Source organism: Paenibacillus sp. Mc5Re-14 (assembly GCF_001049835.1).
Taxonomy (GTDB): Bacteria; Bacillota; Bacilli; order Paenibacillales; family Paenibacillaceae; genus Paenibacillus; species Paenibacillus polymyxa_C.
In genome coordinates, this window is the sequence record NZ_CVPD01000001.1 from 169684 (window position 1) to 195731 (window position 26048).

Genomic DNA, 26048 nt, shown 5'->3' on the forward strand with positions numbered 1-26048 from the left:
GACCTTTTACTTAATTATTTACACTGTAAAAAAATAATCTCGTTCTACCTTGCTCACTCTTAAACCGAATGCTTTATACCAATCAGATTTCCCTTTCTCCTGTGCTAGCTTGTGTAGCTCGTTATCCTTCCAATGTTTTATAGCGTCCAAGGACTCCCAATAGGACACGGTGATGCCCACTCCGTTTTGGTCACGAACACTTTCCACACCTAGAAATCCAGGCTGCTTGGCAGCCAGTTCTACCATTTTGTCCCCCATCTTTCCGTATCCGCCATCCCCTTCCGTACGTTCAGAAGTAAAAATAGCTGCATAATAAGGGGGCTGTGGTGTTTTTGCAATTGAACTCATAGGTACCTCCCAGAAATGAATGGTTAATCGGCATTTTTCTCAAGTTCGATTATAACTACAAAGCTGAGATAAAAAAAATGAATATATATGATACTATGTATGAATATATTTCATTCTAAGTTGGAGGACACATGAATTTGTTTAAATATAAGGTATTTCTTAGCGTAATAGAAGCAGGAAGCTTTACCAAAGCAGGAGCACTTCTCAATCTTACACAATCCGCTATTAGCCATGCCGTTTCTGCTTTGGAGTATGAATTGGGCCTAACTCTTTTGATTAGAGGACGTTCAGGCATCCTATTGACCAGCAACGGAGAACGTCTGATGAAGCATTTCAGAGAAATCATCCAAATGAATGAAAAGCTGTATCAAGAGGTCGCCCTCATCAAAGGACTGGAAACCGGAACTGTAAAGATAGGTACATTCTCAAGTGTATCCATCCATTGGTTGCCTGAGATCATACAAAAGTTTAACGAGCAGTTCCCACTTATTGAACTAAAATTGCTCGACGGGAACTACCATGACATAGAGCATTGGATAGCTAGCGGAGAAGCTGATTTTGGCTTCGTTAATCTGCCTACTCTCGATGGACTGGAAGTATTACCGTTAAAAAAAGAAAGAATGCTGTGCGTACTTCCGTCTAATCATGTGCTTCGGGAGCAGACAAGCATACGTGTGGATCAGCTTCTCAATGAACCCTTCATTATGCCGGCTTCAGGCTGTGATACAGATGTACAGAGAATTTTTTCCCAGCACAAGCTTGTTCCGAAAATCAAATATGAATTAGAAGATGATCATGCCATTATGGCTATGGTGCAAAATGGCCTGGGCGTAAGTATCCTTCCCGAAATGATTTTAGTTCAACACCCTTATGACATTTGTATTCGGCCCTTGGATGGACGATATTCCCGTTCCGTTGGTATCGCTACTGTCTCCTTAAAGAACATGGCTCCAGCCGCCAAAAAGTGTATGGACTTTATTACTGAATGGATCAACTAGCTTCTTCCTGTTGGCCAAGGCAACGGATTCTCAAAGCTGGACCAGTCCATATCCATTTCGCTATCGTTCAGCAGACATTCATCTAGCTCTTCTTCCAAGTTCAGCCGATTCATTCCGATACCGATCATAACGATTTCGTTCATGCGGTCGCCCCACTGCTCCTCCCAATGATCCAGAACCTCAGGGTTGGCCGCGATGATTTCCTGCCGTTCTTCTTCTGGCAACGCCGCAAGCCAACTTCCTGCTGGACCAAATTGAATAGATGGCCCTGCCTGGCTGATACTCGCCGCCCAATCCTGAGGGGCTGCAATCCAGACCAAGCCTTTGGCGCGAACGATTTCCTCCGGCCAGCAGCTCATAAATTCTGCCAATCTTGCAGGATGAAACGGTCTTCTACGCCGATAAACAAAAGAGTTGATTCCATATTCGTCCGTCTCCGGTGTGTGGCTTTCCAGCTCCAGCTCGCGAATCCATCCAGCGGATTGACTAGCTTTGTCAAAGTTGAACAGCCCGGTATTTAAAATGTCCGAAGGCGCGACCTTTCCCTTGGAAGTGCGAATGATTCGGGCTTCAGGTTGCAATCTCCGCAGCACACCCTCCAGCTTGTCCAGCTCTGCGGGCTGAACCAGATCGCACTTATTCAGAATCAATACGTCACAAGTTTCAATCTGGTCAATTAGCAAGTCCGAGATATCACGTGTGTCATCTTCTCCAGTAGCCTGCTTACGATCCAGCAGCGTTTCTCCTGATTCAAAGTCATGCCAGAAACGGTTCGCATCCACTACAGTCACCATACAATCCAGTTTTGCCAGCGAAGCTAAATTAATGCCCGTTCCTTCATCGGCGTAGGTAAAGGTTTGAGCGATGGGGACGGGTTCACTGATGCCCGTAGATTCAATTAATATATAATCAAACTCGCCTTGTTCCGCTAGCTTCTTGACCTCAAGCAATAAATCTTCACGTAATGTACAGCAAATACAACCATTAGACAACTCGACCAGTTTTTCTTCTGTTCTGGACAAGCCGCCCTCTTTTTTAACCAGCTCGGCATCTATATTTACTTCACTCATGTCATTGACAATGACTGCTACTTTCATTCCGTCTCGATTGTTTAAAACATGATTCAAAATCGTCGTTTTTCCTGCACCCAAATACCCGCTCAACACGGTTACCGGGATTGGTTTCTTATTCATTGCTGGTGCACTCCCTTTAATATTGGTTTATCGATATATTTAATCGTAATTATTACTATTAAATCAGCATTCAGAAATATACAGTATTCCTTTTGCTTTGTCAACTGTAAAGAAACTCTTGAAATGAATGATCTAAAGTAATTAATATGAGAAATAACGATAATACTTAAAGAATTAGGAGAATGCTATGCGCTCAATCTGGTTAGGTGTGTTAGCGGCTTTCTTTTTTGCTTTTACATTTGTTCTCAACCGGTCTATGGAACTGTTTGTTTTATTTTATGCTTCGTTATGCTTCGCGTCGGCATATTCACGGGTTGGTTTGTCGCGAGGACCTGGCAAATAACCATTATTTCCGGTTCATTGCTTGTCCCTTTATTTGACGAGGTTGTCCAAACGGAAAATGGCCCTGTCAAAGTACGAGGAAAAATCCCCGTCCAAGGACTGTTAATGTCTCTGGTTATTTTAATCGGAATTATTGTGATGCAGGTCGAACAGTCGCAATCTATTTCTACTCAAGATTTTTTATTCGGTATATTGCCTGTAATTCTGGCCTCTTTCGCCTATCCATTAGGTAATCGCAAAATGATGGAAGTCTGTACGGGGCGGTTAGATGGCTATCAACGTGTGCTCGGAATGACTTTAGCAGCCTGTCTTTTTTGGTTATTGCTTTCGTTATATGAGATGTTGAGCGCAGGAATGCCAAGAAGAACCAGACCATACAGTCTGCTCTGGTGACCGTATTCTCAGGCGTAATTGCTACTGTCTTATTTTTGCAAAGCTACAAATCAGGTACGTGTAAATATGCAAAAGCTGGCCACAGTAGAAGCAACATAATCGTTGGAAGTGCTTTTTGCACTCATGGGGGAATTGTTCTTTTTATCGTTCCCTATCCCATCTGCTTGGTCATGGATGGGAATGTACATCGTCATTCTGGGCATGGGTTTGCACAGCATGTTACACATGCTAAAAAACTTTAGGTAACTTCAGGCATTAGAAAAAGACCGCAAAAAATAGATACGGTCTTTTTAAATCTTTTGAATTGAACAATCTTACTTTTCTACAATTTTTTTGAATTCTATCATAAAGTCTTTTGGATCTGATTCTACATTATAAGGGAATACACCTTGTTTCGTATGCAAATAAAGAACACCATAACCCTTCCCGATACTTTTAAACGATATATCATATACCTCATTAAGAGCAAACTCCCGGTACGCTGATATAATTTTAGTTGTATACAAGTGTAAAACTCGACGATGGATAACTGTTTCCTGTTTTAACGGAGTTACGATTCTTTCCACCTTGTAATACGGCTGGACGGAAATGATATTGTGCACATGATCCCTCCACATTTAGCATCAATCCAGACAGACATGACGCAATCCTGCACTATGGTTTTGAAGATGTATTTTGTTCCAATACCGGCGCCAGATCATCCTGAACACTGTTCTCCCATAAAGGGACTCCTGAACGGTAGGCAGCTCTTCCATTTAGATGCCCGGCTACGGGAGAAGTGATAAAGACAAACACAATGGCAAGCAGTAATTTGATGCTGACCACGTCTACATAAAACAAAAAATAAAGAAAGGCTCCTGTTAATACACAAAGCACGCCAAGCGTTGCACTTTTGGTTGCGGCGTGAGAACGTAAATAAACATCTGGTAGCCGAATCAACCCAAATGCGCTCAATCCACAGAACAGAGCGCCGAACAAAACAAGGATCGCAGTAAACAACTCACCGATCAAGTTCATCACCCCCAGTGTCTATGACGGCATCTCTTTCTATATATCTCGCCAACGCCGTTGTTCCTATAAATGTCAGGATTCCTATAACAAGAACAATTTCAATAAAATCTTGTGTCCTCAGTTGCATACAAATCACAGCAATCATAGCTAGCAGATTTATACCTATCGTGTCCAGCGCGGCTACCCTATCTGGACGGGTTGGTCCTTTAATCAAACGGTATAAGCAACCTAATATGGCTAAGGAGAGAATAGCCAGTGATGCAGTCATAAGTGCCGGAACTATCACTGTGTCACCTCCATGATCGCTTTTTCAAAGGTCCCTCTAATTTGCTCAGAAAGCAGTGTCGCGTCCTGTATGTCCATGGCATGAATATACAGCATTTGACCTTCTCCGGATACTTCCAGAGTGAGCGTTCCTGGTGTCAGACAAATGAGGCACGATAAAATAGTGACCTCCCAATCTGATTTTAAAGCAGTCTCATAGACAAAAATGCCTGGGCGGATCGTCAGCTTCGGGCGGAGAATATGATGGATAACCGCAAAGCTAGAAACGATCAGCTCCCGCATAAACAGAAGTAGCAGCTTCAGGATGGCCCATATGCGCTTCAAGTAGAAAGGTTCTGGACGGAACTTACGCAAAACAAGCAATATGACTATCCCTAACAGAATGCCCATGGTGAACCGCGACCCTGACCAGTCGTTGTTAAGCAGCATCCACAGCAATGCAATCATCAGATTTAATAATATTTGAAAGACCATCTTCATCTACTCCTTTATTACAGCTTCGATGTATAGCGTGGGATGAGCCAGCACATCACCAGCTTGTGCAACATAGGAATAGACCCAATCCGCCCCGATGCCCATCAATATAACCAGGACGAGCAAACCGGCCGCCACAGTACTCACACTTTTTAGCTTTATCTTCGGCAAGTTGCCTTCAGGTTCATTCCCCCAAAATGCAAGCCTGAATACTTTGATCAGCGAGTACAGCACAAGGAAACTCGATCCTAGCCCAATCAAGGATAATGTCAGCATTCCAGCATCCAATCCGCCCCGAGTTATCAACACTTTACCGGCAAACCCGCTAAGCGGTGGAATACCTACAAGTGCAAGGGCGAGTGTAAAAAACATCCAGCCGATTAAAGGATAGCGTTTGATGAGACCCCCCATATCTTTTAATTGATCCGTTCCCGCTGCAGTGATAATGATGCCCCCAAGAACAAACATTAATCCTTTTGCCAATATATCGTGTAGCAAATAGAAAACCGCCCCATTCAATGCATCTGGTGTCGCTGCAGCCAGACCGAAGGCCACAAAGCCTACACTGATAATGACGTTGTAATTAAAGATACGAGGAATATCGTTATAAGCCACCGCTCCCAGTCCTCCCAGAATCATCGTAGCCGCTGCCATCCAAGCGACCCACGTATGCGTGAGTCCGGGATCATTGACAAAAATAAGAGTAAAGGTCCGAATGATTGCATACAGTCCCACTTTTGTCAGTAACGCACCGAACAAGGCCCTTATAGCAGACGGTGGCGCACTGTAAGAACCCGGCAGCCAGAAAAAGAGAAATAATCCCGCTTTCAATGAGAACACAATCAGGAACAGAACAGCGATCACATTGAGTACGCCTCCCTGCCCCGCTTCAGCAACCCGCTGAGACAAATGAGCCATATTCAGGGTACCGACAGCCGCATATAGATAAGCAACTGCTGCCACAAAAAGTGTGGATGACACAATGTTAATAAGCAAATATTTGGAGGTTTCCCGAAGCTGGAGCTTCGTTCCTCCCAGTGAAATCAAGGCATAGGAGGAAATCAGCATAACCTCGAAGAAAACGAACAAATTGAACATATCTCCTGTAAGAAAAGATCCGTAGACACCTACAAGCAAGAAATGAAAAAAGGTGTAGTAATAAAAACGCTCCCGTTCTGCATCAATACTGCGGAAGGAGTAGATAAGAATCCCCAAGCTTACCACCGAAGCGGTTAGCACAAGCAGAGCCGCAAACATGTCCCCCACGAACACAATGCCATACGGCGGCGCCCATCCCCCCATTTGCAAAGTTTGTATACCTCCGCTATGAATGCGGTAAATCAGCACAAGAGCAATCATAATATTCAAAATGGCGCTAACTGTACTAATGAACCGCTGAAGCAGAACTCTCTCCTTCATAAAAATCAATATAACAGCGGTACATAAGGGAATTAAAATCGGTAGTGCCAAGAGATTGCTCATCGTTCTTCCCCCTTAACACTGTCGATTTCATCGGTGCCCAACGTCTGGTATGAACGGTAAGCAAGCACGAAGAAAAAGGCAGTGACTCCAAAACTGATGACGATAGAGGTCAGAATTAACGCCTGCGGTAAAGGGTCCACATAAGTCTCCGCTTTACCTCCTAATACTGGAGCAGCTCCCGTCTTTAGTCCGGCCATCGTCAAGAGCAGCAAATGAACGCCATGAGTTAGCAAGGAAGTCCCCAAAACAATGCGCAGAAGGCTCTTAGATAAAATCAGGTACACCCCAATTGTAAATAAAATACCTACAGCTACAACCATAATCAGTTCCATTTCACTCATCCCCCCCTATGGTAAAAATAATACTCATGGTCACACCTACTACAGCCAGGTATACCCCCAGATCAAAGAGGACTGCTGTAGCCAGCTCGGTATCACCCATAATAGGCAGATCAAAGTGCCCAAAGGAATGGCTGAGAAAAGGGGCTTCGAAAACAAACGAGCCAGCCGCAGTCAGAATTGCAATGAGCAGCCCTACCGCTGTGATCATGCGGTAATTCACTGGAAGGACTTTACGAACCGTGTCCATCCCGAAGGAGATCGCCATCAAAATAAGCGCTGCTGAAGTCATCAGGGCTCCAATGAAGCCACCTCCCGGATTATTGTGTCCGGCAAAGAACAAATACATCGAGAAAGTGAGAATCACGATTATGATAACCTTGGACATAGTTCGCAAGATCACATCATTACTCCGGAGCGGAAAAGCCATTCTTCCCCCCTTCTTATTTTTGTTGGCGGGTGTAATGCCAGGCTCCACTTGCAAGTTAATCAAGGCATAAATGCTAAGGGATGCAATAGCGAGAACCATAATTTCAAATAGAGTGTCGAATCCCCGAAAGTCAACGAGAATGACATTGACTACGTTTTTCCCTCCGGCCAAGGAATAGCTTTCTTTAAGGAAAAACTCCGAAATAGGAGCGAATGGACTACTGCCCATTGCTGCCAGCCCAATGAATGTCATCGTAATTCCTACACCTGCAGCGATAATCAAATTCGGCAATCTAAAGCTCAGACGCTCCTTCTCCTTTTTTAACTTCGGAAGATACTTAAAGCACAGAAGGAACAGAATGACAGATACTGTCTCCACAATCATTTGTGTTAATGCAAGATCAGGTGCGCGGAAGATAACAAACAGCAGAGTCACCATGTACCCGACTGCACCAGTAAATAAAATCGCGTTGACCCGCGACTTAGCAAAGGGTACGGCCAACGCTGCTAGAAGCATTACAACAACAATGACAGCCTCATAGAAACCTAACGGAGCATAGTGGCTCATACCCAGCGATATTCCTTGGGTGCCAATCATCGCACTTCCTAAGGCAATGACGAAAAAGCCAAATATATAAAGCAAATAATGTCTGTTTGATCCCGTCATGTAGAGATTTGTGAAGCGGTTTGATCCACGTTCCAGCACTTGAAGAGATCCATCGTACATGAGATTAAGAAAATTGCTACCGTTCCGTTCCCGATCCAGAATCCGCAATCGGCTGTGTCTTCTATAGAGAAGTGTCCCGACAGCGATAACACCCAGTGTCATGAATATCTCAGGTGTCCAACCATGCCAGAAATGAATGGAGACACCGAAGGTTTCCATTGGCGACAATAGCTCGTTATAGATCGAGCCCATAGCCGGCTCAATCAGAGAATAAGACAAGAGATCAGGAAATAAGCCGAATACCACAGCGAGTGAAACCAGCAGGACAGGGGAAATCAATAGACCCAGCGGTGCTTCATGCGGTATTTTATCGAGCTTCTCCGGCTGAAGATTACCAGTAAAAGTTTTAAAGACCAAAATCATACTATAAACAAAGGTAAATACACTGGCAATCCATGCAATCACCGGAATTAGAATCATCCACCACTGTGTATTCAGAACATCCAACTCCCGAATATTCAACACAGCGGTAAAGAACATTTCTTTACTCAGAAAACCGCTGAATGGTGGTAACCCTGCCATCGAGAAAGCCCCCATCAACGCCACAGAAAAGGTGACTGGCATTAGGGATATTAAACCGCCGAGCTTGCGCAGATCCCGAGTGTTCACCTCGTGGTCGACAATACCAACCACCATAAATAGAGAGCCTTTAAAAACGGCATGGTTGATCAGGTGAAAGATGGCCGCCGCAGTAGCCGTCGTATAGAATAACGACTCCTCTGTATCGGAAAAAAAGGCAGAAGCCGATCCCAGCCCGAGCAAACACATTATCAGACCAAGCTGACTAATAGTGGAATAGGCAAGCAGAGCTTTAAGATCTGTTTGTTTAATCGCTTTAAACGATCCATAAAAAAGCGTGACCAGACCTGAAAGTGTAACCAACCAGAACCATTCGGACTGTCCAGCGAATACGGGGCTAAGACGCGCCACAAGGTATAACCCCGCCTTAACCATTGTAGCTGAATGCAGATAAGCACTGACAGGTGTCGGCGCCTCCATGGCATCGGGCAACCAGATGTGAAAAGGAAATTGTGCAGACTTAGTAAACGCCCCCAGTAGAATCAGCAGCATCGCCGGAATAAACAACGGGGACTCAGTCAATAAGCCGACTTGGGCTATAATCTCTCGAATGCTGTATGTTCCACTCATTACGTAGAGTAGATTGAACCCCGCGAACATCGCCAGCCCGCCAAAGACAGTAATTAGCATCGACTTCAGAGCTCCATAACGTGATCTCTCCCGTCGGTGCCAAAAGGCGATCAGCAGAAATGATGTAATACTGGTTAACTCCCAGAATCCATATAGAACCATCAAATTGTCAGACAAAACGACACCAAGCATTGCTCCCATAAACATGAGCAAATAGATGTAGAAATGGCGAATCGCTTCCGTCCGCTTATTAAGATAATAAATGGAATACAAGATCACCAACGCACCCATTCCCGTAATCAGCAGAGCAAATAGCAGGCTCAGTCCATCCAGATGCAACGTAATATTAATCCCAAGTGAAGGCATCCAAGATATAGTTGATATCGTATCATTTCCAGCCTGAATGTCCGATATCCTTGTCAGGAAGTACAGAAAAAGAGCTATGGGTACGGGCAAGACTATCCAACCTGTATGACAGCGCGAAACGCCCTTGGTCAACGGGATTAGGACAGCCAGCATGAATGGAATCAAAATTGCAGCATGCAACACAATCGAGCACTCCCCCTATATAAGTTTACTTTTTTTGTATATGACCTCTAGGAATGCGGCTTTACCCATTCACTTTGTAGAATTCTCAAATACTGGGCTTCCCCATTTCTAACGATTTTGAATAGACCGCTGTTGAAATCAGTATCCAGCTCACGAAAAAAAATCCCTTTTATCGTATCTTCTCCACCAGGCTCTTCGCTCAGTACATAATTTCCATCCCGCTTTACCAAATAAGCGGAAAATCCCTTCTCATGCGAGTGCTCTAAGAGCTCGGGATAACGCTGCACAGCCACAATATGAAGATCAATGGGACCCAGCTGTTCAATCAAATCGTTGACAAAATTACCACGGGTAATCTCTTGCCATAGCGTCTGACTGGACTGGCCAATGATAATTTGGGTAACCTTTTTTTCCTGAGCTGTCTCCACGATCACCTCAGCTGTCTTTTTCCCATTGCATTTACGAATTAGAAACGATCCTCCAGCATCTTTGGTCTGCTTTTCCCATCCTGAGAGGTATTGTTCCTTGTTTTGGTTGTATTCATGATCTGTTGTTGCATCCACTGTTAACACATATAAAGGAGCCCCGAGTAACCGGGATAATTCGCTGCCTCTTTGAATTAACCGCTGTCCGTGCGGACCATAATGGACACACACCATAATGCTCTCGTTGTTCATCTCCGCCATCATTTTCTGTGCCTCCTGTTTCCAATTTAACAAAAAAAACACAAAAAGAGCCCACTGTTGGCAGGCTCCTCCGGTAAAACAATATACAATTAGTTCTAATTATATAGTTTACCGGGGAGATTGTAAAGGTAATTTTTTTTGCGTATAGCACCCTGTAGAAATGGAGAATATTCTTACAGAGGAGTGGTTCATGTGTTGATGCGCAAAATGATGATCTGCACCAGTCTCTTTATCCTATTGCTTATCGTGGGCTGGAGACTTGAACATAATATTCACACAAAGACAGCGATGAGCAACCCGATGTTACCAGCAAATAAAAGTTACAAATTCCAATCAGCTCATTTCACTGAACCTGTCCTAATAAGCATTCCCTTTCTCCCCAGGGAGTATGTACGGATAGTACGAAAGATTAACGAATAGTTGTTAGTTTTTCCGATTAGTATAAAAACAGCAGCTCAAGGAGACTACTCCCAGATCTGCTGTTTTTTTGGAAATTATTTTTAAAAAGAATGTTGCTTGATCATAAGTACGAGGTATGATTACCAGGCGTAGGCTTCTGGTGCAGGTTTTCCCGGACCCGGGAAAATCTCATCCAGTTTGGCAAGCACATCTTTACTTAATTTAACCTCAGGTACCCGCAGAGCATCCTCTAACTGTTCTAATGTCCGTGGTCCGATAATTGGAGCCGTCACGGCCGGATGAGATAGCACCCAAGCCAGGGCAATCACGTCTTCCTTTTCACCCAGCTCGCGAGATAACGCCGCAAATTGCTCCAGCTTCGCACGATTCTGCTCTACCTTTTCCTTGGCACGTGCGCTGCGGGAACCTGTACCTGCTAACGCATTGCGTCCCAGCAGTCCGCCCGCCAACGGGCTCCATGGAATTACACCCAGACCCAGCTCTTGAGCTGCCGGTAATACTTCAAGCTCAGCCGAACGTTCGTTCAGGTTGTACAAATGCTGTTCCGATACCAGACCCAGAAAACGACGTGCCTTCGCTTCGGCCTGAGCCACCGCAATATGCCAGCCTGCAAAATTACTGGAACCGATATAACCAACTTGTCCACGATCCACCACGGACTCGAATACACCCCACAATTCATCCCATGACACATTGCGATCAATGTGATGCATTTGATATAGCTCTATATGATCGGTTTGCAGACGTTTCAGCGACGCATCCAAATGACGGCGAATTTTGTAGGCAGACAAACCTGATCCTGCATTGGGTCCGTCATTTTCATTTTTCATGTCCCCGTAAACCTTGGTCGCCAATACGACCTTTTCGCGTCTTCCACCGCCTTGCTGGAACCATCGTCCGATAATTTCTTCCGTCCAGCCTTTACGGTCATGGCCATATACATTAGCCGTATCAAAGAAGTTAATGCCCGCATCCAGCGCAGCATCCATAATCTTAAAAGCATCCTTTTCTTCAGTTTCCGGTCCGAAATTCATTGTGCCCAGACATAACCGACTAACCTTCAAGCCTGACTTTCCTAAGTATGAATAATCCATACTGTCTCCCGCCTTTGCTTAAGGATTTTTTTAATTCCGAAAAATTGCATAAAAAAAGACCATACCCACTTCATTCACCAGAATAAACCCCTTTGAAACACGCTAAAATGCATTTTAAAAGGTGGATAGTGCATGCAAAAAAGCCTCCGCACCATGCCGAAGCATTACATGCGGAGGCCCTCCTCATACTACCCACCGAATGTTAAAAGAAGTGACTTTACGGTGGTTACCAGCGGAGCGGAGGATTTGAATCTGGAGAAGCAGAGCGTTCGCCTTTGCCACGGGATTCTTACCTTTTCCTTTCCAATCTAAAGAATCCCGTGGCAACACCGATCGTAAGATCAAATCCTTCGCGGAGCCGCTCACCTCAACCACCGTAACTCACTCTTTTTTCAACAATCAAGGAATTAATTTCGTTTCTTTCGCTCGCTCAGCCATTTTCTTCGTATGTTTGCTGAGCGGCTTCTTAAGCACCAATCCAAACAAGAAGCAAATTCCGATAAATACAAACAGCATCACTACATCTCGTGTTACCGTTGAAGGCAACATCCCTCCTACCGTTTCCCGCAACAGACTAACCGCATAGGTGAACGGTACGAACGGATTCAGGGTCTGAAAGAAAGCTGTACTCGTCGCAATGGGAAATGTCCCCCCTGAACTGGAGAATTGGAGCACCAGCAGGATGACTGCGAGACCCTTGCCGATATTGCCGAACACTGAAACCAAGGTATAGGTCATGGCCGTAAACACCAGACTGATCAGCATAGAGGACAGTACAAATGCTACTTTGGCATCCACATATGTTCCCAGCAGAAACAAATCACCGAGAGATACACTTAGCGCCTGAAAAATACCAATTGTGGAGAAGGTCATTAGCCGTCCGAAATACACCTGGTAGCTATTATATTGACCTTCCGGGTCATCCACATCTACCCTGAACATGGAGACCAGCAGCATCGCACCTACCCAAATCGATAATGTAGTATAAAAAGGTGACATCGCAGAGCCGTAGTTAGGAATCGGGTATATCCGCTCCTGCTTCAGCGATACCGGGCTACCGAGGAAATCACTTTCCTTTTTCACATCTCCCTTAAGCAACGCAATCGCTCTTCCGAGTGCATTTTCACCCTTAAGCCTGCGGATCGTGTCTGCTGCCTGACGTATGGAATCCTCGGCAGCAGGAAGATCGGTTCTGACAAAATTGGCTACCTGATGTACCGCTTTTTCAGCCTCAGGAAATTTGTTTTCAATCAAGTCCGCCATCTTAATAAACTGTTGTTCCGCCTTCGGCAAATCATTACGTACAAAGTTTGCCGCCTGATGAATTTTACTTTTAACCGTTGGCAAATCGTGCTTCACGAAGTCTGCCGCTTTGTTCACAGCATTCGTAAACTCGCCCATGCGTCCCTGAATCGTCGTAGCGGCTTCATGCAGTCTTTGACGATATTGTGGCAAGTCCTGCTGGAGACGTGTTAGCTCTTGCTGCCCGAATTCGGCAGCGGCCTGTGCGTCATTTAGTAGCTTTTCAATATTCGGGAGCTGCTCTTGAGCAGTGGTCAACACATTGGCAGAATTGCGGGCAACGGATTTGATTTGATCCAGCGCCCTTTGAATGGCAGGTGCATATTCCGTATCATAATTGTCCAAAATGCTGTCAATTCCGCTACTGATTTCTCCTGCAAGACGGTCAGCATCATCCAGCAGATTTTGGGCTGGTTTCTCACCGCGCTGAATAGCATCCCCGATGCTAGTAACCGTGCTATTCAATCGGCGAAAGCGATCCTCTACCCCGCTTACCCGAGAAATAAGTGAATCCAGTGGCTGGCTAGGCAAATACCCATTCACACGGTTCAGCAATTGAGAAATATGATCCAATACACCTACAGCAGTCGTGAGCCTGCCGCTAATCCGATTCGCTGCAGCTTGTGCTGCTTTGGGATCAAAATCCACACCACGCATGATACCTGTAATCTGTGAAACTTCATTCGCAATTTGTTGCACCAGCTGTAAATCTTCTTTTACTACGGTTCCGATCGAATCAAGCGCACCCTCGTTTTTATCCAGAAAGTCGAGTATACCAGTTGTAAAATCCTTGCCTGTATCGGCTATTTTTTGTACTTCCGGCAGTGCTGTCCGGGCAGCATTAATGACCTTAAGGGCCGTTTGCGTGTCCTCCAAGGCGGTAGCCAGTGCACTTTCTACCTTACTGAAGTTCTGATCCAGTTCAACAATTCGATCACCAGCTTTTTGAATATCGGGCAGTCTTTTTTGGATATCCAAAATGACTGCGGCCACCTTGTTCAGCTCAGGCAGGTTTTTATCAATTTTAAGGACCAGGTCGCCTGCGCGATTGATTTCAGGTATTTTTTCCTTCAATGCAATGATTTTTTGTCCTTGAGCCTTAATTTTCGGTAAATTCTGCTCCAGCTCCAATGCCTGCTTACCCAACCGATCAATATCAGGCAATCGATTATTTAGCTCCAGCACCCGATTTTCAATGTTGCGAATTGTCGGAAGCTCCTCTTCCAGCTTTACTCCGGCTTCCTTTAATTTCGTCAAAACCGCCTGGCTAGCCGTTTCAATAAAGTTTTGACTAATTTGGTTTGTCAGAGAGGTTGCCCCTGAGGATGTAATTTTCGGAGCTACTGCATTGATTTTTTCATTCACAGCATAATCAATCTCCGGCTTTTGCGGATTTTCTGTAAGCACACTCGTAATTTTCTCTGAAAAATCCTTTGGGATCAGCAGGCTGGCATAATAATCACCGTTCAGTACCCCTTTTCGTGCTTCTGCTTCATTGACAAAAGTCCAACCCAGCTTCTTGTTATTATGAAGGTTATGTATAACCTCGTCACCGATATTAATCTTTTTACCATTCACCTCAGCCCCCTGATCTTGGCTGGTTACTGCAATTTTAATACCAGATGTATTCGCATATGGGTCCCACATTGCTTTCAAATTCACCCATGCATAGACGGAAGGCAAAAGAATGATGCCAATGACTAATAAAGTCCCGGTCGATACTTTGAAAACATTTCTCCAGTCTGTTAAGTAGATTTGCCATATCTTCCGCAACTTCACCACTCCTCATATGTACATTAACCTTTCGTCCAGTGTTGTATGCACACGTATTGTAAACGATTTGAGCGGCAGAAGCGAATATTATAAAAATGATTGCTAAAAAGCGTACGACTCTTTTACAGATCATACGCTTTTTATGAAATCCCTTTTACTTAATTTCTAATTCCATTTGCAGGTATAGCTTCCAGTGAGTAGAATACGCCCTTTTTATTGATTTTCCCCACAACGGTAGCTGCACCTTTTTTCAAGAATGTATATTCGTTTTTCTTTATTTGCACGGTATATCCCTTCAGATTAATTCCAAAAAGGGATTGTACTTTCGACTTGGCAGCTGAAAGGGCCTGATTCTTACTGAGCTTGGGCTTAGCAAATGCTTTGGCAAAATCCTTATCTCCGTCCCAGTCCATGCCATGTTCATTTTTTACAGCCCATACTTTACCGGTTTTCACGCCGATCTGTACGCTGTTTGTGTCGCTCTCATCCCTAAAGTGCCAGATGGTATCGTTGTCCTCTCGCTGACGAAGCGTATATTCAAACGGTTTGATTGTAGGAATGCCCAGTGTTTTTAGCGAACGGTTCGCTTTGTTGATCAGGGCAGCTTTAACGTCTTTGAGTGGGTACAAAAAGCTGGCCGTTATTTTATTTCCTTGATCAAGGTGAATATAAAGGTTTTGGCTTTTCCCCCATAGCACCCAGTAATCTTTGAATCCTCCTTCGTCAATCGGGGAATATACACGCCAAATGGCCTCCGTTTTGAAAACTTTATCAGTATCGAATGTTTTCAGGAATGATGCAACTTTGCTATGCAAATTAGGGGCCATCACCTTATCCATATCAGCGGCCTTATAAATGATGCTGGTGGACTGCACGATTCCTTTCTTGGAATCATAATCTTGGCTAAAATCTGCATTTGCTGTCCCTTTCAAGGTACCGTAAACCGTCCAGGCGTCAGAAGCAGTGTCCGCACTTGTAAACTCTATCGTTTGTTTCCCTGCCAATGTGTTCAGGACATCCGTTAGACGCTTAGTGACGGTTGGGTCCAGGTTAACAGAAGTTTGTGCATTTGGAGCTGTGGTTGCGGCAGTAGCGGGTTGCTGTGCCATTGCAACTGGAGACGTTCCCAACAGGATTGAGAGTGCTGCGACTGTAGCTGTGATAGAATTCCATTTGTTCATTTCGTCGATTCCTCCTGTGTCTATAAATACTCATAGGATACAAGTACACATAATCCTTAGACGTGACACAAAAGTAAAAAGTTGCATAAATGCAAAAGAAGCCCCTTAGGCCTATAAGATAGGCTTAAGGAGCTTCTTCTTTTGCATTACATTATCCATTCTTCAGCAATCGGGTAGGCGAAAATCCTGCGCCATGACGCAGCTTCCGTTTTTCCAACCGTTTGTGCAGCGAACGGTTATACAGAACCTGAATGACAAAATACGAAATTATGCCCAGCACGATACCGAAAATGGACATGCCGATCAGGATGTGGAGTCCTCCGTGCAGTAAGTCTCTGAATACAGACCAGTTGCCGTGAAAAAGCTCCATAAAAGAATGCTCGTGAAGTCGACCGCCCCTGACATGTACCGGATAATGTGACGGATAGATCCAAGCTCCCAGTTGCTTGGCGAAGGGCATCAGTACAATCGGCAAAAAGGTCAGCTTGCCTACAACGTTACCCACGATGGCCGCAGGCAGTGAACCACCAGACAGCCGAACAATTGGATAAAACACGAGGTATACCAGAGAGGCCGTGGAAATTACGATCATCTCCAGCCCAAAGCCAATGGCGAAGCCCAAAGAGATCTTTTTAACTCCACCAGGGGCGCGCAACAGCTTGATAAAATTCAGACGAATCGCCCGCCATATATTTTGAAACACATTGTATTTCTTCTTTGATTTATGAGGTTTGAGCCTTTTCGGATTGAACTTTATCAATAGGAGGACTCCTTCAACAGTACGTATTCAAGTTCAGGAATGAGGTCAAATAACTCCCATCCTTACTTAGTCTATACTGTCATTATAACCCTCAGCGTTCGAAAAGCAATGCTATTCCGCCTGTTTCGCTATTTTAGAACACAATTCGCTTATTGACATCGCTCGATAAAGGTACAAGGTCCCAAATCTCAGTTGCGTATTGCTGGATTGTACAATCACTGGAGAATTTTCCGGAATGAGCGATATTTACAATAGCACGTCGTGTCCACTCCGAGGGATTGCGGTACACCTGCTCAATATGAGCCTGCGCATCTACATAAGCTGCAAAGTCTTTAAGCACAAAGTATTCATCATTATGATCAATCAGCGATTGATAAATGGCCTCAAATTCCCGTTCATGCCGCGTAAAAGGAGCATCGTTCACCAGTTGATCCAGCACTTCACGCAGCCTTTCATCACTGTTGGCTGTTTTGCGTGCTGAATACTGTCCATTCCGATAATAGTCCTCAATCTGATCGACCTTCAATCCAAAAATGAACATGTTGGCATCGCCTACCATTTCGTGCATTTCAACATTAGCACCGTCTAATGTGCCCAGAGTCAGTGCGCCGTTCATCATAAATTTCATGTTGCCTGTACCTGATGCTTCCTTGCCTGCTGTAGAAATCTGTTCACTGACATCCGCCGCAGGAATAATCAGCTCCGCCAACGAGACCGAATAATTTTCAAGAAAAACGACTTTCAGCTTGTCCTTGACATCTATATCCCGATTGATGGTGTCTGCCACATTGTTAATGAGCTTAATCGTCTGTTTGGCGAGAAAATAACCGGGGGCTGCTTTCGCACCAAAAATGAATGTGCGTGGCGTTGCATCCAGTGCAGGATTAGTTTTGAGCTGGTTGTATAGATGCATCACATGCAAAATATTGAGCAGTTGTCGCTTATATCCGTGCAACCTTTTGACCTGCACATCAAAAATGGAGGATGTATCCAGTCGAACACCCTGTTTTGCAAATACATGCTCAGCAAGCCTGATCTTATTATTTTGCTTAATCGCCTGAATTCGTTTTTGGAACGCCTCATCCTCACTGTAACGAAGCAGGTCGATGAGCTCACGTGGACGGGTTCTCCAGCGTACACCGAGCGTCTCATCACACAAGCTTGCCAGCTCCGGGTTGGCGTGCATCAGCCAACGGCGATGGGCAATCCCATTTGTTTTATTATTAAACCGGTCAGGATATAGTTCATGAAATGATTTCATCTCTCGTTCCTTCAAAATTTTCGTATGCAATGCAGCCACTCCGTTAACGCTATAACTGCCGACGATAGCCAAATGAGCCATGCGAATTTGTTCACCGTGAATAATCGCCATTTCGCCAATTTTGATATCCTGACCCGGATAACGCTCTAATAGCATAGCGCAATAACGTTTGTTCATTTCTTCAATGATCAAATAAATCCGAGGAAGCAGTTCTCTCACCATGTTGACGGGCCATTGTTCCAGCGCCTCACTTAATATCGTATGATTCGTATATGAAATGGCCCGTGTCGTAATATCCCACGCTTCATCCCACCCCAAGCCTTTCACATCCATCAAAATACGCATCAGTTCCGGTATAACCAGCGTCGGATGGGTATCGTTAATGTGCAGTGCTATTTTATCGGGCAACTGGCTGTAAGGTAAACGAAGCTTCTCAAACGTACGCAAAATACTCTGTAATCCAGCCGAGCAGAGGAAATACTGCTGCTTCAAGCGAAGCAGCTTGCCCTCATAATTGGAATCATCCGGATAGAGAAAGGCCGAGATGGATTCTACTGATCGATTGTAGTCGAGAAAGCGGTAATAACCGCCCTCTCCTCGAATCGGTCCCCGCACGGGATCAAGTGCCGATTCAGCACTCCAAATCCGCAGCGTGTTTACCTGCGCATGACCATAGCCGACCAGCGGAATATCGTAAGGGACAGCCCAGACTGTTTCGGCATCCCGTGTCTCGAACACAAGACGTCCATCTTGTTCACGGGTTTCCACGCGTCCCCAAAAATGAACCTCGACCTTTTTGTCAGGACGGCGTTCCTCCCATACATTCCCTTTCTGTAGCCAGTAATCCGGTAGTTCGACCTGATTTCCGTCCACAATACGCTGCTCAAACAGACCATATTTATATCGAATTCCGCAGCCATGTCCTGCATAGCCAAGGGATGCTAATGAGTCCATGAAACAAGCCGCCAGACGGCCAAGACCACCATTGCCTAGCCCAGCATCCGCTTCCTGTGCTTCAATTTCCTCCAGATCCCAGCCCAATTCCCCTAATGCCTGTCGAACCATATCCAATACGCCCAAATTCAGCAGATTATTGCCCAATAGACGACCTATTAAAAATTCCAGTGAAAAATAATAAACCTGCTTCTCTTGTTCTTCTTTGTAGGCTTGGTTTGTTTCGGCCCAATTCTTGCCGACTTGTTCACGAATCATGCCACCCAAAACCTTATATACGTCTTCCGACTGAGCCTCCTGCATCGGTTTACCCAGCCTTCCGACCAGTTGCTCTCGAAAAGCCTGCTTAAATGCTTCTTTATTGCTGAACAAAGTTGTACCTCCTGTTAATTCCGTTTTTATGGCTAAGTATGATCTATTAAATCACGCTATTCTTGGCAATCACATAGGGAACTCTAATGTCGCCAATCAGAGTTCGATCCGGTGAAAGCTGCACGTCCTTATCCAAAACCACATTCTGCACAACTGCCCCTTTACGGATGACGCATTTTTGCATAATAATCGAGTTGCTTACCCGCGCGCCCTCCTCTACCCGCACGCCACGAAAAAGAATGCTGTTCTCGACCTTTCCCCCAATGGTGCAGCCATTGGCAACAAGGGAATGATCCACCTCGGCGCTGTACGTATAACGAGTCGGGGCTTCATACTTGATTTTGGTATGCACCGGCTGATTCTGGAACAGAGCTTGATATTGCTCCTGATCCAGCAGTTTCATGCTATTTTTATAGTAGCTTTCAATGGAATTAATAACTGCATGATAACCATCATAGCGATACGCGTAGATGCGCAGGCCACTTGGATTTTTCTGAATCGCATCGCGAAAGAAATGACTATCCTGATGAGCAATGCAATGCTTTACCTGATCCAGATACAAGCTTTTGTCCATCACAAACATTTCTAGATAAATATTATGATGATCCTGCTCCTGATGAATACCGGTCACTCGTCCGCTCTCATCAATCTCCAGCCGTACACACGGTGTATGCTCCGTTTCAAGCTGGTGTATGGGTTTGTATACGAGGGTGACATCCGCGTTCTTCTCCAGATGATATCGGTATACATCCTCTATATCAACCTTGTTGATATGCTGAGTTCCTGCATGAACAATGGTTTGCCCCGATGAGCGATGGAAAAAGTCCAGATTGTTGTGCACATGCTGCAAGTCACCACGTGATGTGTCCGTCGGATCGTTCCAGTCCGGTGGCAAAATAAACAACCCGCCTCTTCTGCGGTCTAAATCCCATGGCCGACCTTCACCCAAATGATCCAGCAATGAACGGTATTTGCGGCGGATAAACAGTGCAATATCATGCACCCCTGCATGCATCATATTGGATAAGGTAAAATCAATGAGCCGATATCGACTAGCAAAGGGTACTGCAGCCCCGCACCGGAAATAAGTCAACTCCTTCAATTGATCCAATTCGTGATCCAGGTTGATCACTCCAATGAGTCGGCTCATAGCGGACACCGTCCTTATCCGAGTTATATTCGTGCATGAAGCTGGCTTTCCTGATCGAACAAAATAATCTCATCCAAGCTATCTTCAGGTCCAATGACTGCGTTGTCTTCAATAACCATGTTCTCATTCACAATAGCCCGGTGAATACGTACATTGCATCCGATTTTTACATTCGGCATGATGACAGAATCGGTAATAACGCTCCCTTCACCGACTTCAACCCCGTAAAACAGTACGGAGTGCCTTACTTCTCCATCCACCATGCAGCCTTCATTTACGATGCTGTTTTTCAGGATCGCCCGTTGGGTTATATACTGGGCAGGCTGATTGGGGCTGCGGGTATAGATGCGCCAGAACGGGTCATTCAGATCTAGCGGCGGGTCCTGAACCAGAAGATCCATATTAGATTCCCACAAGCTCTGAATTGTGCCTACATCCTTCCAATACCCAGCAAACGGGTACGCATACAGCGACCGGCCATGCTGAAGCAATAGCGGAATGATGTCTTTGCCAAAATCATGTGAAGATTCAGAATCACTTGCGCTTTCCAGTAAGTAGTGACGCAACACATCCCATTTGAATAAATAAATACCCATAGAGGCCAATGTGCTTTTCGGCTGTTCAGGCTTCTCCTCAAAGTCGTATATTCTCAGGTCCTCATCGGCGTTCAGTATCCCAAATCGTTGGGCCTCTTGAATGGGGACATTGATGACCGAAATGGTGCAATCAGCTCCCTTTTCCTTGTGGTAGTCGAGCATTCGACTATAGTCCATTTTATAAATGTGATCCCCTGACAAAATGAGCACATGCTCCGGGTCATACTGGTCCAAGAAATGCAGGTTCCGATAAATCGCATCCGCTGTGCCACGATACCAGTTGTTTCCATTCTCTTTCTCGTGCGGTGGTAAAACGAAAACTCCTCCATCCAGGCGATCCAAATCCCAGTCGCTGCCTACGCCGATATAGGAATGAAGCACCAACGGCTCATATTGGGTCAATACGCCCACGGTGTCTATTCCCGAATGAGAGCAATTGCTGAGAGGGAAATCAATAATACGATAAGTTCCTCCAAAAAATACTGCCGGTTTGGCCAGTGTGCGGGTCAGTCCTTTGAGTCTTTTGCCTTGTCCGCCGGCGAGCAGCATGGCAACCACTTCCTTCTTTCTCATAACAAAGACCTCCCTGTCATGTGCGTCTGAAGCAATTGTGGCAGGATATTTGATAATATCCATTAAACGTGAAAAGACAGTCGTAATCGTTTCATTACCAAGGGAACGGGTAAGATGTGATGGAAAGGGTAAATGATAGTTATGCGGAACGAGTGCAAGGAATCACTAAATCGTAAAATCCTGTTCATCATTTCACATTTTGGATACTTTTTAGGCATTAGTGTATGACAGCATGATCATAAGGAGGCGTTATTGATGAAGAATAAAAAATGGGTAGTAGCAGCATTGGGAATGGGTGTAACGTATCTGATGAAAAATAAAGGAGCACGCGATAAGGTATTGAATAAGGTACAGACGATGGTCAACCGTGCAAAAACATCTGCAAAATCGTAATCGTTAAATTTTAAAGCAAGAAACACGCGAGCCTCTCTGAATAATTGTTCAGGGAGGCTCTGCTCTGACGCTGCTCTGCAACCACGAACAACGCACAACACATCGGTTCGAGGCTGAATCATTAGACGGTCAAGCATTCTCCTTCTGTTCTTCTACTTCCATGATATGTTCAATGGTAAAGGTTCGATGCGTGCATTCGGAGGATCGGTACGCTTCTAGAAGACCCGAGGTACGAATGTTCTCTTTACTCACCTTCTTGAACGTATGAGTAATCTCTACATTGCCCTTGAAAGGAAAAAAGGACAAACCTACCGTCTGATCCGATAACCACTCAGCCCGAACCCGTTCGCTTTCATGACGAACAGCCGGGAAGCTCAACCCTTCAGCAAACCATTCATAATCTGCTGTAGGGGTACCCGGCTCTCGGCTGCATAAAAACAGACTTAATTCGTCGCAAAACAACATTCTCCGTACATCCGTCCGCACTTGATGTTCGAAGGTTACGCCGCATGTCAGCTCCTGTCTGAGCCTCTGGCGACGCTGTTCCTCTGCCTCTTGATAAGCATGCGTAATCTGCTTGTCCTGAGCTTTTTCATGCTCGGTCCGCCCGACGAGCTCCTTGTACATCAAGCTGCACAGCAACGCCGCATACGCATTCTCTTGCTCGACTTCATCAATCCCGAGACGATAAAAAACAAAACGCGGACTAAGCGGAAAATCGATAAACGTATAAGGTGCTGACACATAATCATTCCAGAAAGGAGCAGCGTCCAGCCTAATCCACCCCCGGTCATGCTCCCTCACTGCATATATAAAATCCTGTTTATGGCGTCTATTCTTAAAGGCACTGTCTTCCCACTGTGAAGCCAACTCACCTGAAATATGGGCATGGTCATGCTGCGTCGTCATGATATAAGCTTGATCCGTTTCATAAATAACCATATGCTATCCCCTTCCGTTAGGCGTCTATCTGATATGTGTACAAACTATCGAAGGCCATGGTTATGTTTACCTTCATTCATTATATCAGGATAAGGGTAAAAAGGCAGTGAAGTTTTCTCCATCCTCACTTTCAATTACCCCCTAGATTCTTCAATCGAAACTGCTGCGGAGACATCCCTTCCAGTTCACGGAACACCTTGTTAAAATGCTTGGCATTGTCAAAGCCCACAGTAGCCGCAATTTCATAAATCCTGCCCTCCTGACGCCCCAGCAGCTTTTTGGCTTCTGCAATGCGCAGCCTTTTTAAATATTGAACAAAGCTAAGACCTGTATAGGCTTTGAATGCCTGACTAAAATACGTATAATTCAAGGATACTGAATTGGATACTACCGCCATGTTCAAATCCTCGCTGAAATGAGCATGGATGTACTGGATTGCTCGCGTCATGCTGCCGCTTCTATCAGCAATCGCACTAGCAACGTCCGTTCTGCCAGGCTGTCTATCTATCTCCCCGCTATCAACACGATCGTTTAGTAGAGAGTTCCGTTGCTGCAACTCTTCGTTCAAAACTGCTAGCGCACCGAACAGCTCCTCCCTCACGATCGGCTTCAGCAAATACTCCCGTGCTCCGCAGCGAATCGCTTCGCGCGCATATTGGAACTCGTCATATCCACTGAGAATGATCACCAAAGGTCTGTCTCTTGGCTTTAGCTTGCGAATATGCTGCATCAGCATAATTCCATCCATAACCGGCATACGGATATCCGTTATCACCAACTCGGGTGAAAACTCCATTACATGCTGCCAGGCTTCCTTTCCGTCCTTAACCAGCACGCATTCATAGAGACCGGAATATTCCCGTTCGATCATGGCTTGAAGCCCCATTCGAATGTTCTTTTCGTCATCCGCAATCAACAGCTTGGTCGTCATGGTCCTCCCCCCTCGTGATATGACGTCTAGGCAAAATCAGGGTTACTGTCGTCGATTGGCCGGGAATGCTGTCCAGTTTAATGCCATAACCTACGCCATACTGCATACTCAAACGGCGATGCACATTATACAAGCCGATCCCTCCATGCATTCCGGGCTCGTAGGAATCCATATCCGAATGCATCAGACCAGCCATAATGGCATTCTTTCTTTCTTCAGATATCCCCACTCCGTTATCCTGTATACGCAATTCAACGATATCCTGCTTGGAGTAGGCTTCAATGGTGATGAGGAATGGTCTTCGCAATGTACTCCAACCGTGCTTTATTGCATTTTCGACTATAGGCTGCAGCGACATTTTCAGCATTTCCAGTTCCATAAACATTGACGACAGGCGGATGTCCAGCCCAATTTGGTTGTCATGGCGAATGTTCATAATGGCCACATAATGCTGAATATGACGAATTTCATCGCGCAACGCAACACACGGCCGGGACCATTGAAGATTATAGCGCATCATCGAACCCAGGGAAGTGAGAGCATCTGACAGCGGATATTGTCGTTCCATCTCCGCCATCATTTTTAAATTTTCCAATGTATTATATAGAAAATGGGAATCAATCTGATGCTTGAGTCCTTGCAATTCTGCCTCCTGAGCAGCGGCCTGCTTCTGTACAGCCTCAGCAATGAGCACGTTAATCCGACTTAGCAAACTGCGAAAATATAGAGCCAGCTCCGCGACTTCTCCCCGCCCATATACCGGGATTGTAAGCTGAAAGTCGCCCTCCTGCTGTACTCTTTTCATAGATTCACGCAGTGTATGCAGCTGCTTGAGAATAAGAGCGTGCAAAGTATAAGAAATGACGGACATTAACAATATCAATATACAAATAATGAGTAGCATGGCATTGCGTTTGTGACGGAGGTCACTCAGCGGACCATCCAGCGCCACTATATTTAGCAGATAGGCATCCAGCCCTTCTATATAACGGTACAAACCAAGATAAGGCTTATTCCCATAGGTAAAGTCAAAAGCACCACCCTGTCCCTGAACGCGGGACTGTAACAGATGGTGCACATGGGACAGAGGGATCGGAATGGGATCAGGTTGAATGGAAGCTGTAGCTATATCGGCAGAAGACACTAATTTTCCACCGTTTGGAATGGAATCCTCGGCGTTTAGAATGAACATTTGCCATGCATAATCACGTGGTGGGGTACCAAATACTCTAGGCGAAAAGAGCTCTAGCCTCATATTGGTTTCCACCAAACCTGCGTGTCTTCCTCCGCTTGCCTGAATTTCACGCAGCAATGCCATATACTGTACCGCTTCATTTTCCTGCCCTGCTTGCCCCTGCAATAAGCTCTTAGGTCCCTTGTATATATCCCACCATATTCTTCCTTGCTGATGTTGAGCTGTTGTCAGCCAGGAAGTTTTAGGCAGGCGTGATTCATTGAAAATCATGGGCCATATTTCATGGGCCTGGGGATTATTTGTATACAGCCGGATATTCTCAATGTTGGGATTGCTGTAGAGCAAGTGCTGTAAATTGGGAAACACATTTAAGTTAAATTGAACCAGCTCATCGCTGCTTATTTCACGTTCCTCGGTTAGATAATGAAGTACGTTGCGATCTGAAATCGCAAGCTGTGCGGTCCGCTCCATAATTTCCATATTACTGTGAATTTGGGCCAGTTCTGTATCGAGTACATACTGATTTTGTACGGTAATGTCGTGCATGGTGTTCTCGTACAATTGATGAAAGGTATAAAGCGAGAACACTACAACCGGGATTAAAATGACTCCGATATAAGCGACAATGAGCTTGACTTGAAGAGAGCAACCGCCTAGCTGATCGGCCGTATCCGTCAGCCACTGCCATATGTGACGGCGCAGCAGGCTCTTCATCTGTGAACGTACACGGCCTGACATGAAATCACA

Annotated in this window: 22 protein-coding genes and 1 pseudogene; 4 read left to right on the plus strand and 19 right to left on the minus strand. The window is 45.2% G+C overall.

From position 1 onward, the window contains the following. Window positions 1-18: 18 nt before the first annotated feature. The gene (locus BN1546_RS00580) at window positions 19-348 is read right to left on the minus strand and encodes an antibiotic biosynthesis monooxygenase family protein (RefSeq protein ID WP_013370888.1); all 330 of its coding nucleotides are present in this window, start codon (window positions 346-348) and stop codon (window positions 19-21) included. A 131-nt stretch (window positions 349-479) separates the two neighbouring features. Between BN1546_RS00580 and BN1546_RS00585 the strand changes: the two genes are divergently transcribed. Further along, a complete protein-coding gene (locus tag BN1546_RS00585; RefSeq protein ID WP_090735314.1) occupies window positions 480-1346 on the plus strand; it encodes a LysR family transcriptional regulator in 867 nt (288 codons plus the stop codon). On the opposite strand, the gene BN1546_RS00590 is transcribed toward BN1546_RS00585, so the two are convergent. Then, entirely contained in the window at window positions 1343-2539 is a 1197-nt protein-coding gene (locus BN1546_RS00590; protein ID WP_090735317.1) for a GTP-binding protein, read from the minus strand. The genes BN1546_RS00585 and BN1546_RS00590 overlap by 4 nt on opposite strands. Window positions 2540-2726: 187 nt before the next feature. Here BN1546_RS00590 and BN1546_RS00595 point away from each other — a divergent pair. Further along, window positions 2727-3520: pseudogene (locus BN1546_RS00595) on the plus strand (multidrug resistance efflux transporter family protein). Window positions 3521-3928: 408 nt separating this feature from the next. Here BN1546_RS00595 and mnhG read toward each other — a convergent pair. From mnhG to BN1546_RS00645, 8 genes are all read right to left on the minus strand, one after another. Beyond that, entirely contained in the window at window positions 3929-4291 is a 363-nt protein-coding gene (mnhG, locus tag BN1546_RS00605) for a monovalent cation/H(+) antiporter subunit G (RefSeq protein ID WP_040101481.1), read from the minus strand. Then, window positions 4275-4568 (minus strand): Na(+)/H(+) antiporter subunit F1, encoded by a 294-nt coding sequence (locus BN1546_RS00610; protein WP_040103739.1) that lies wholly within the window; start codon window positions 4566-4568, stop codon window positions 4275-4277. Before BN1546_RS00610 ends, mnhG begins: the two co-directional genes overlap by 17 nt. Next, entirely contained in the window at window positions 4568-5044 is a 477-nt protein-coding gene (locus BN1546_RS00615; RefSeq protein WP_090735322.1) for a Na+/H+ antiporter subunit E, read from the minus strand. Before BN1546_RS00615 ends, BN1546_RS00610 begins: the two co-directional genes overlap by 1 nt. Window positions 5045-5050: 6 nt before the next feature. Further along, window positions 5051-6526, minus strand: a complete 1476-nt coding sequence (locus BN1546_RS00620) for a Na+/H+ antiporter subunit D (RefSeq protein WP_090735324.1) — start codon at window positions 6524-6526, stop codon at window positions 5051-5053. Then, entirely contained in the window at window positions 6523-6858 is a 336-nt protein-coding gene (locus BN1546_RS00625; RefSeq protein ID WP_090735326.1) for a Na(+)/H(+) antiporter subunit C, read from the minus strand. The genes BN1546_RS00620 and BN1546_RS00625 overlap by 4 nt, the downstream gene beginning before the upstream one ends. 1 nt (window position 6859) lies before the next feature. Then, window positions 6860-9718, minus strand: coding sequence for a Na+/H+ antiporter subunit A (locus BN1546_RS00630; protein WP_090735328.1), 2859 nt, complete (start codon window positions 9716-9718; stop codon window positions 6860-6862). Between the two features lie 47 nt (window positions 9719-9765). Continuing rightward, window positions 9766-10407 (minus strand): universal stress protein, encoded by a 642-nt coding sequence (locus BN1546_RS00635; protein WP_058829563.1) that lies wholly within the window; start codon window positions 10405-10407, stop codon window positions 9766-9768. Between the two features lie 536 nt (window positions 10408-10943). After that, on the minus strand, window positions 10944-11918 hold the full coding sequence (locus BN1546_RS00645) for an aldo/keto reductase (RefSeq protein ID WP_090735334.1): 975 nt from the start codon (window positions 11916-11918) through the stop codon (window positions 10944-10946). A gap of 132 nt (window positions 11919-12050) precedes the next feature. Here BN1546_RS00645 and BN1546_RS27180 point away from each other — a divergent pair, with 132 nt between their 5' ends. Beyond that, entirely contained in the window at window positions 12051-12230 is a 180-nt protein-coding gene (locus tag BN1546_RS27180) for a hypothetical protein (RefSeq protein ID WP_176702315.1), read from the plus strand. Between the two features lie 87 nt (window positions 12231-12317). Here the strand turns inward: BN1546_RS27180 and BN1546_RS00660 are convergent, their stop codons facing one another. The 6 genes from BN1546_RS00660 to BN1546_RS00685 form a co-directional block, all read right to left on the minus strand. Continuing rightward, window positions 12318-14993: a YhgE/Pip domain-containing protein gene (locus tag BN1546_RS00660; protein ID WP_090735339.1), complete on the minus strand. Its 2676-nt coding sequence runs from the start codon at window positions 14991-14993 to the stop codon at window positions 12318-12320. A gap of 158 nt (window positions 14994-15151) precedes the next feature. After that, the gene (locus BN1546_RS00665) at window positions 15152-16174 is read right to left on the minus strand and encodes a hypothetical protein (RefSeq protein ID WP_090735342.1); all 1023 of its coding nucleotides are present in this window, start codon (window positions 16172-16174) and stop codon (window positions 15152-15154) included. 151 nt (window positions 16175-16325) lie between these two features. Beyond that, window positions 16326-16934: a DUF2062 domain-containing protein gene (locus tag BN1546_RS00670; RefSeq protein ID WP_013370880.1), complete on the minus strand. Its 609-nt coding sequence runs from the start codon at window positions 16932-16934 to the stop codon at window positions 16326-16328. A 133-nt stretch (window positions 16935-17067) separates the two neighbouring features. Continuing rightward, entirely contained in the window at window positions 17068-19521 is a 2454-nt protein-coding gene (locus BN1546_RS00675; RefSeq protein WP_090735345.1) for a glycogen/starch/alpha-glucan phosphorylase, read from the minus strand. A 46-nt stretch (window positions 19522-19567) separates the two neighbouring features. After that, a complete protein-coding gene (gene glgD, locus BN1546_RS00680; RefSeq protein WP_058829556.1) occupies window positions 19568-20671 on the minus strand; it encodes a glucose-1-phosphate adenylyltransferase subunit GlgD in 1104 nt (367 codons plus the stop codon). Between the two features lie 23 nt (window positions 20672-20694). Continuing rightward, window positions 20695-21840 carry a glucose-1-phosphate adenylyltransferase gene (locus tag BN1546_RS00685; RefSeq protein ID WP_058829555.1) on the minus strand — a complete coding sequence of 382 codons (1146 nt, stop codon included), beginning with the start codon at window positions 21838-21840 and terminating at the stop codon, window positions 20695-20697. Window positions 21841-22095: 255 nt separating this feature from the next. Between BN1546_RS00685 and BN1546_RS27185 the strand changes: the two genes are divergently transcribed. Beyond that, the gene (locus BN1546_RS27185; protein ID WP_013370876.1) at window positions 22096-22233 is read left to right on the plus strand and encodes a hypothetical protein; all 138 of its coding nucleotides are present in this window, start codon (window positions 22096-22098) and stop codon (window positions 22231-22233) included. A 129-nt stretch (window positions 22234-22362) separates the two neighbouring features. Here BN1546_RS27185 and BN1546_RS00690 read toward each other — a convergent pair whose 3' ends face one another. The 3 genes from BN1546_RS00690 to BN1546_RS00700 all read right to left on the minus strand — a co-directional run bounded on the left by BN1546_RS00690 (window position 22363) and on the right by BN1546_RS00700 (window position 26039). Continuing rightward, entirely contained in the window at window positions 22363-23175 is an 813-nt protein-coding gene (locus BN1546_RS00690; RefSeq protein WP_090735348.1) for a DUF3891 family protein, read from the minus strand. A gap of 130 nt (window positions 23176-23305) precedes the next feature. Beyond that, the gene (locus BN1546_RS00695) at window positions 23306-24106 is read right to left on the minus strand and encodes a response regulator transcription factor (protein ID WP_090735351.1); all 801 of its coding nucleotides are present in this window, start codon (window positions 24104-24106) and stop codon (window positions 23306-23308) included. Beyond that, window positions 24078-26039, minus strand: coding sequence for a sensor histidine kinase (locus BN1546_RS00700; protein WP_025679040.1), 1962 nt, complete (start codon window positions 26037-26039; stop codon window positions 24078-24080). Before BN1546_RS00700 ends, BN1546_RS00695 begins: the two co-directional genes overlap by 29 nt. Window positions 26040-26048: the final 9 nt, after the last annotated feature.

Excerpts from the sequence above, each read along its gene's own strand:
- BN1546_RS00580 (WP_013370888.1), bottom strand. The coding sequence starts at position 348 with ATGAGTTCAATTGCAAAAACACCACAGCCCCCTTATTATGCAGCTATT.
- BN1546_RS00585 (WP_090735314.1), top strand. The coding sequence starts at position 480 with ATGAATTTGTTTAAATATAAGGTATTTCTTAGCGTAATAGAAGCAGGA.
- BN1546_RS00590 (WP_090735317.1), bottom strand. The coding sequence starts at position 2,539 with ATGAATAAGAAACCAATCCCGGTAACCGTGTTGAGCGGGTATTTGGGT.
- mnhG (WP_040101481.1), bottom strand. The coding sequence starts at position 4,291 with ATGAACTTGATCGGTGAGTTGTTTACTGCGATCCTTGTTTTGTTCGGC.
- BN1546_RS00615 (WP_090735322.1), bottom strand. The coding sequence starts at position 5,044 with ATGGTCTTTCAAATATTATTAAATCTGATGATTGCATTGCTGTGGATG.
- BN1546_RS00620 (WP_090735324.1), bottom strand. The coding sequence starts at position 6,526 with ATGAGCAATCTCTTGGCACTACCGATTTTAATTCCCTTATGTACCGCT.
- BN1546_RS00625 (WP_090735326.1), bottom strand. The coding sequence starts at position 6,858 with ATGGAACTGATTATGGTTGTAGCTGTAGGTATTTTATTTACAATTGGG.
- BN1546_RS00635 (WP_058829563.1), bottom strand. The coding sequence starts at position 10,407 with ATGATGGCGGAGATGAACAACGAGAGCATTATGGTGTGTGTCCATTAT.
- BN1546_RS00645 (WP_090735334.1), bottom strand. The coding sequence starts at position 11,918 with ATGGATTATTCATACTTAGGAAAGTCAGGCTTGAAGGTTAGTCGGTTA.
- BN1546_RS27180 (WP_176702315.1), top strand. The coding sequence starts at position 12,051 with ATGCAAAAAAGCCTCCGCACCATGCCGAAGCATTACATGCGGAGGCCC.
- BN1546_RS00665 (WP_090735342.1), bottom strand. The coding sequence starts at position 16,174 with ATGAACAAATGGAATTCTATCACAGCTACAGTCGCAGCACTCTCAATC.
- glgD (WP_058829556.1), bottom strand. The coding sequence starts at position 20,671 with ATGAGCCGACTCATTGGAGTGATCAACCTGGATCACGAATTGGATCAA.
- BN1546_RS00685 (WP_058829555.1), bottom strand. The coding sequence starts at position 21,840 with ATGAGAAAGAAGGAAGTGGTTGCCATGCTGCTCGCCGGCGGACAAGGC.
- BN1546_RS27185 (WP_013370876.1), top strand. The coding sequence starts at position 22,096 with ATGAAGAATAAAAAATGGGTAGTAGCAGCATTGGGAATGGGTGTAACG.
- BN1546_RS00690 (WP_090735348.1), bottom strand. The coding sequence starts at position 23,175 with ATGGTTATTTATGAAACGGATCAAGCTTATATCATGACGACGCAGCAT.
- BN1546_RS00695 (WP_090735351.1), bottom strand. The coding sequence starts at position 24,106 with ATGACGACCAAGCTGTTGATTGCGGATGACGAAAAGAACATTCGAATG.
- BN1546_RS00700 (WP_025679040.1), bottom strand. The coding sequence starts at position 26,039 with ATGTCAGGCCGTGTACGTTCACAGATGAAGAGCCTGCTGCGCCGTCAC.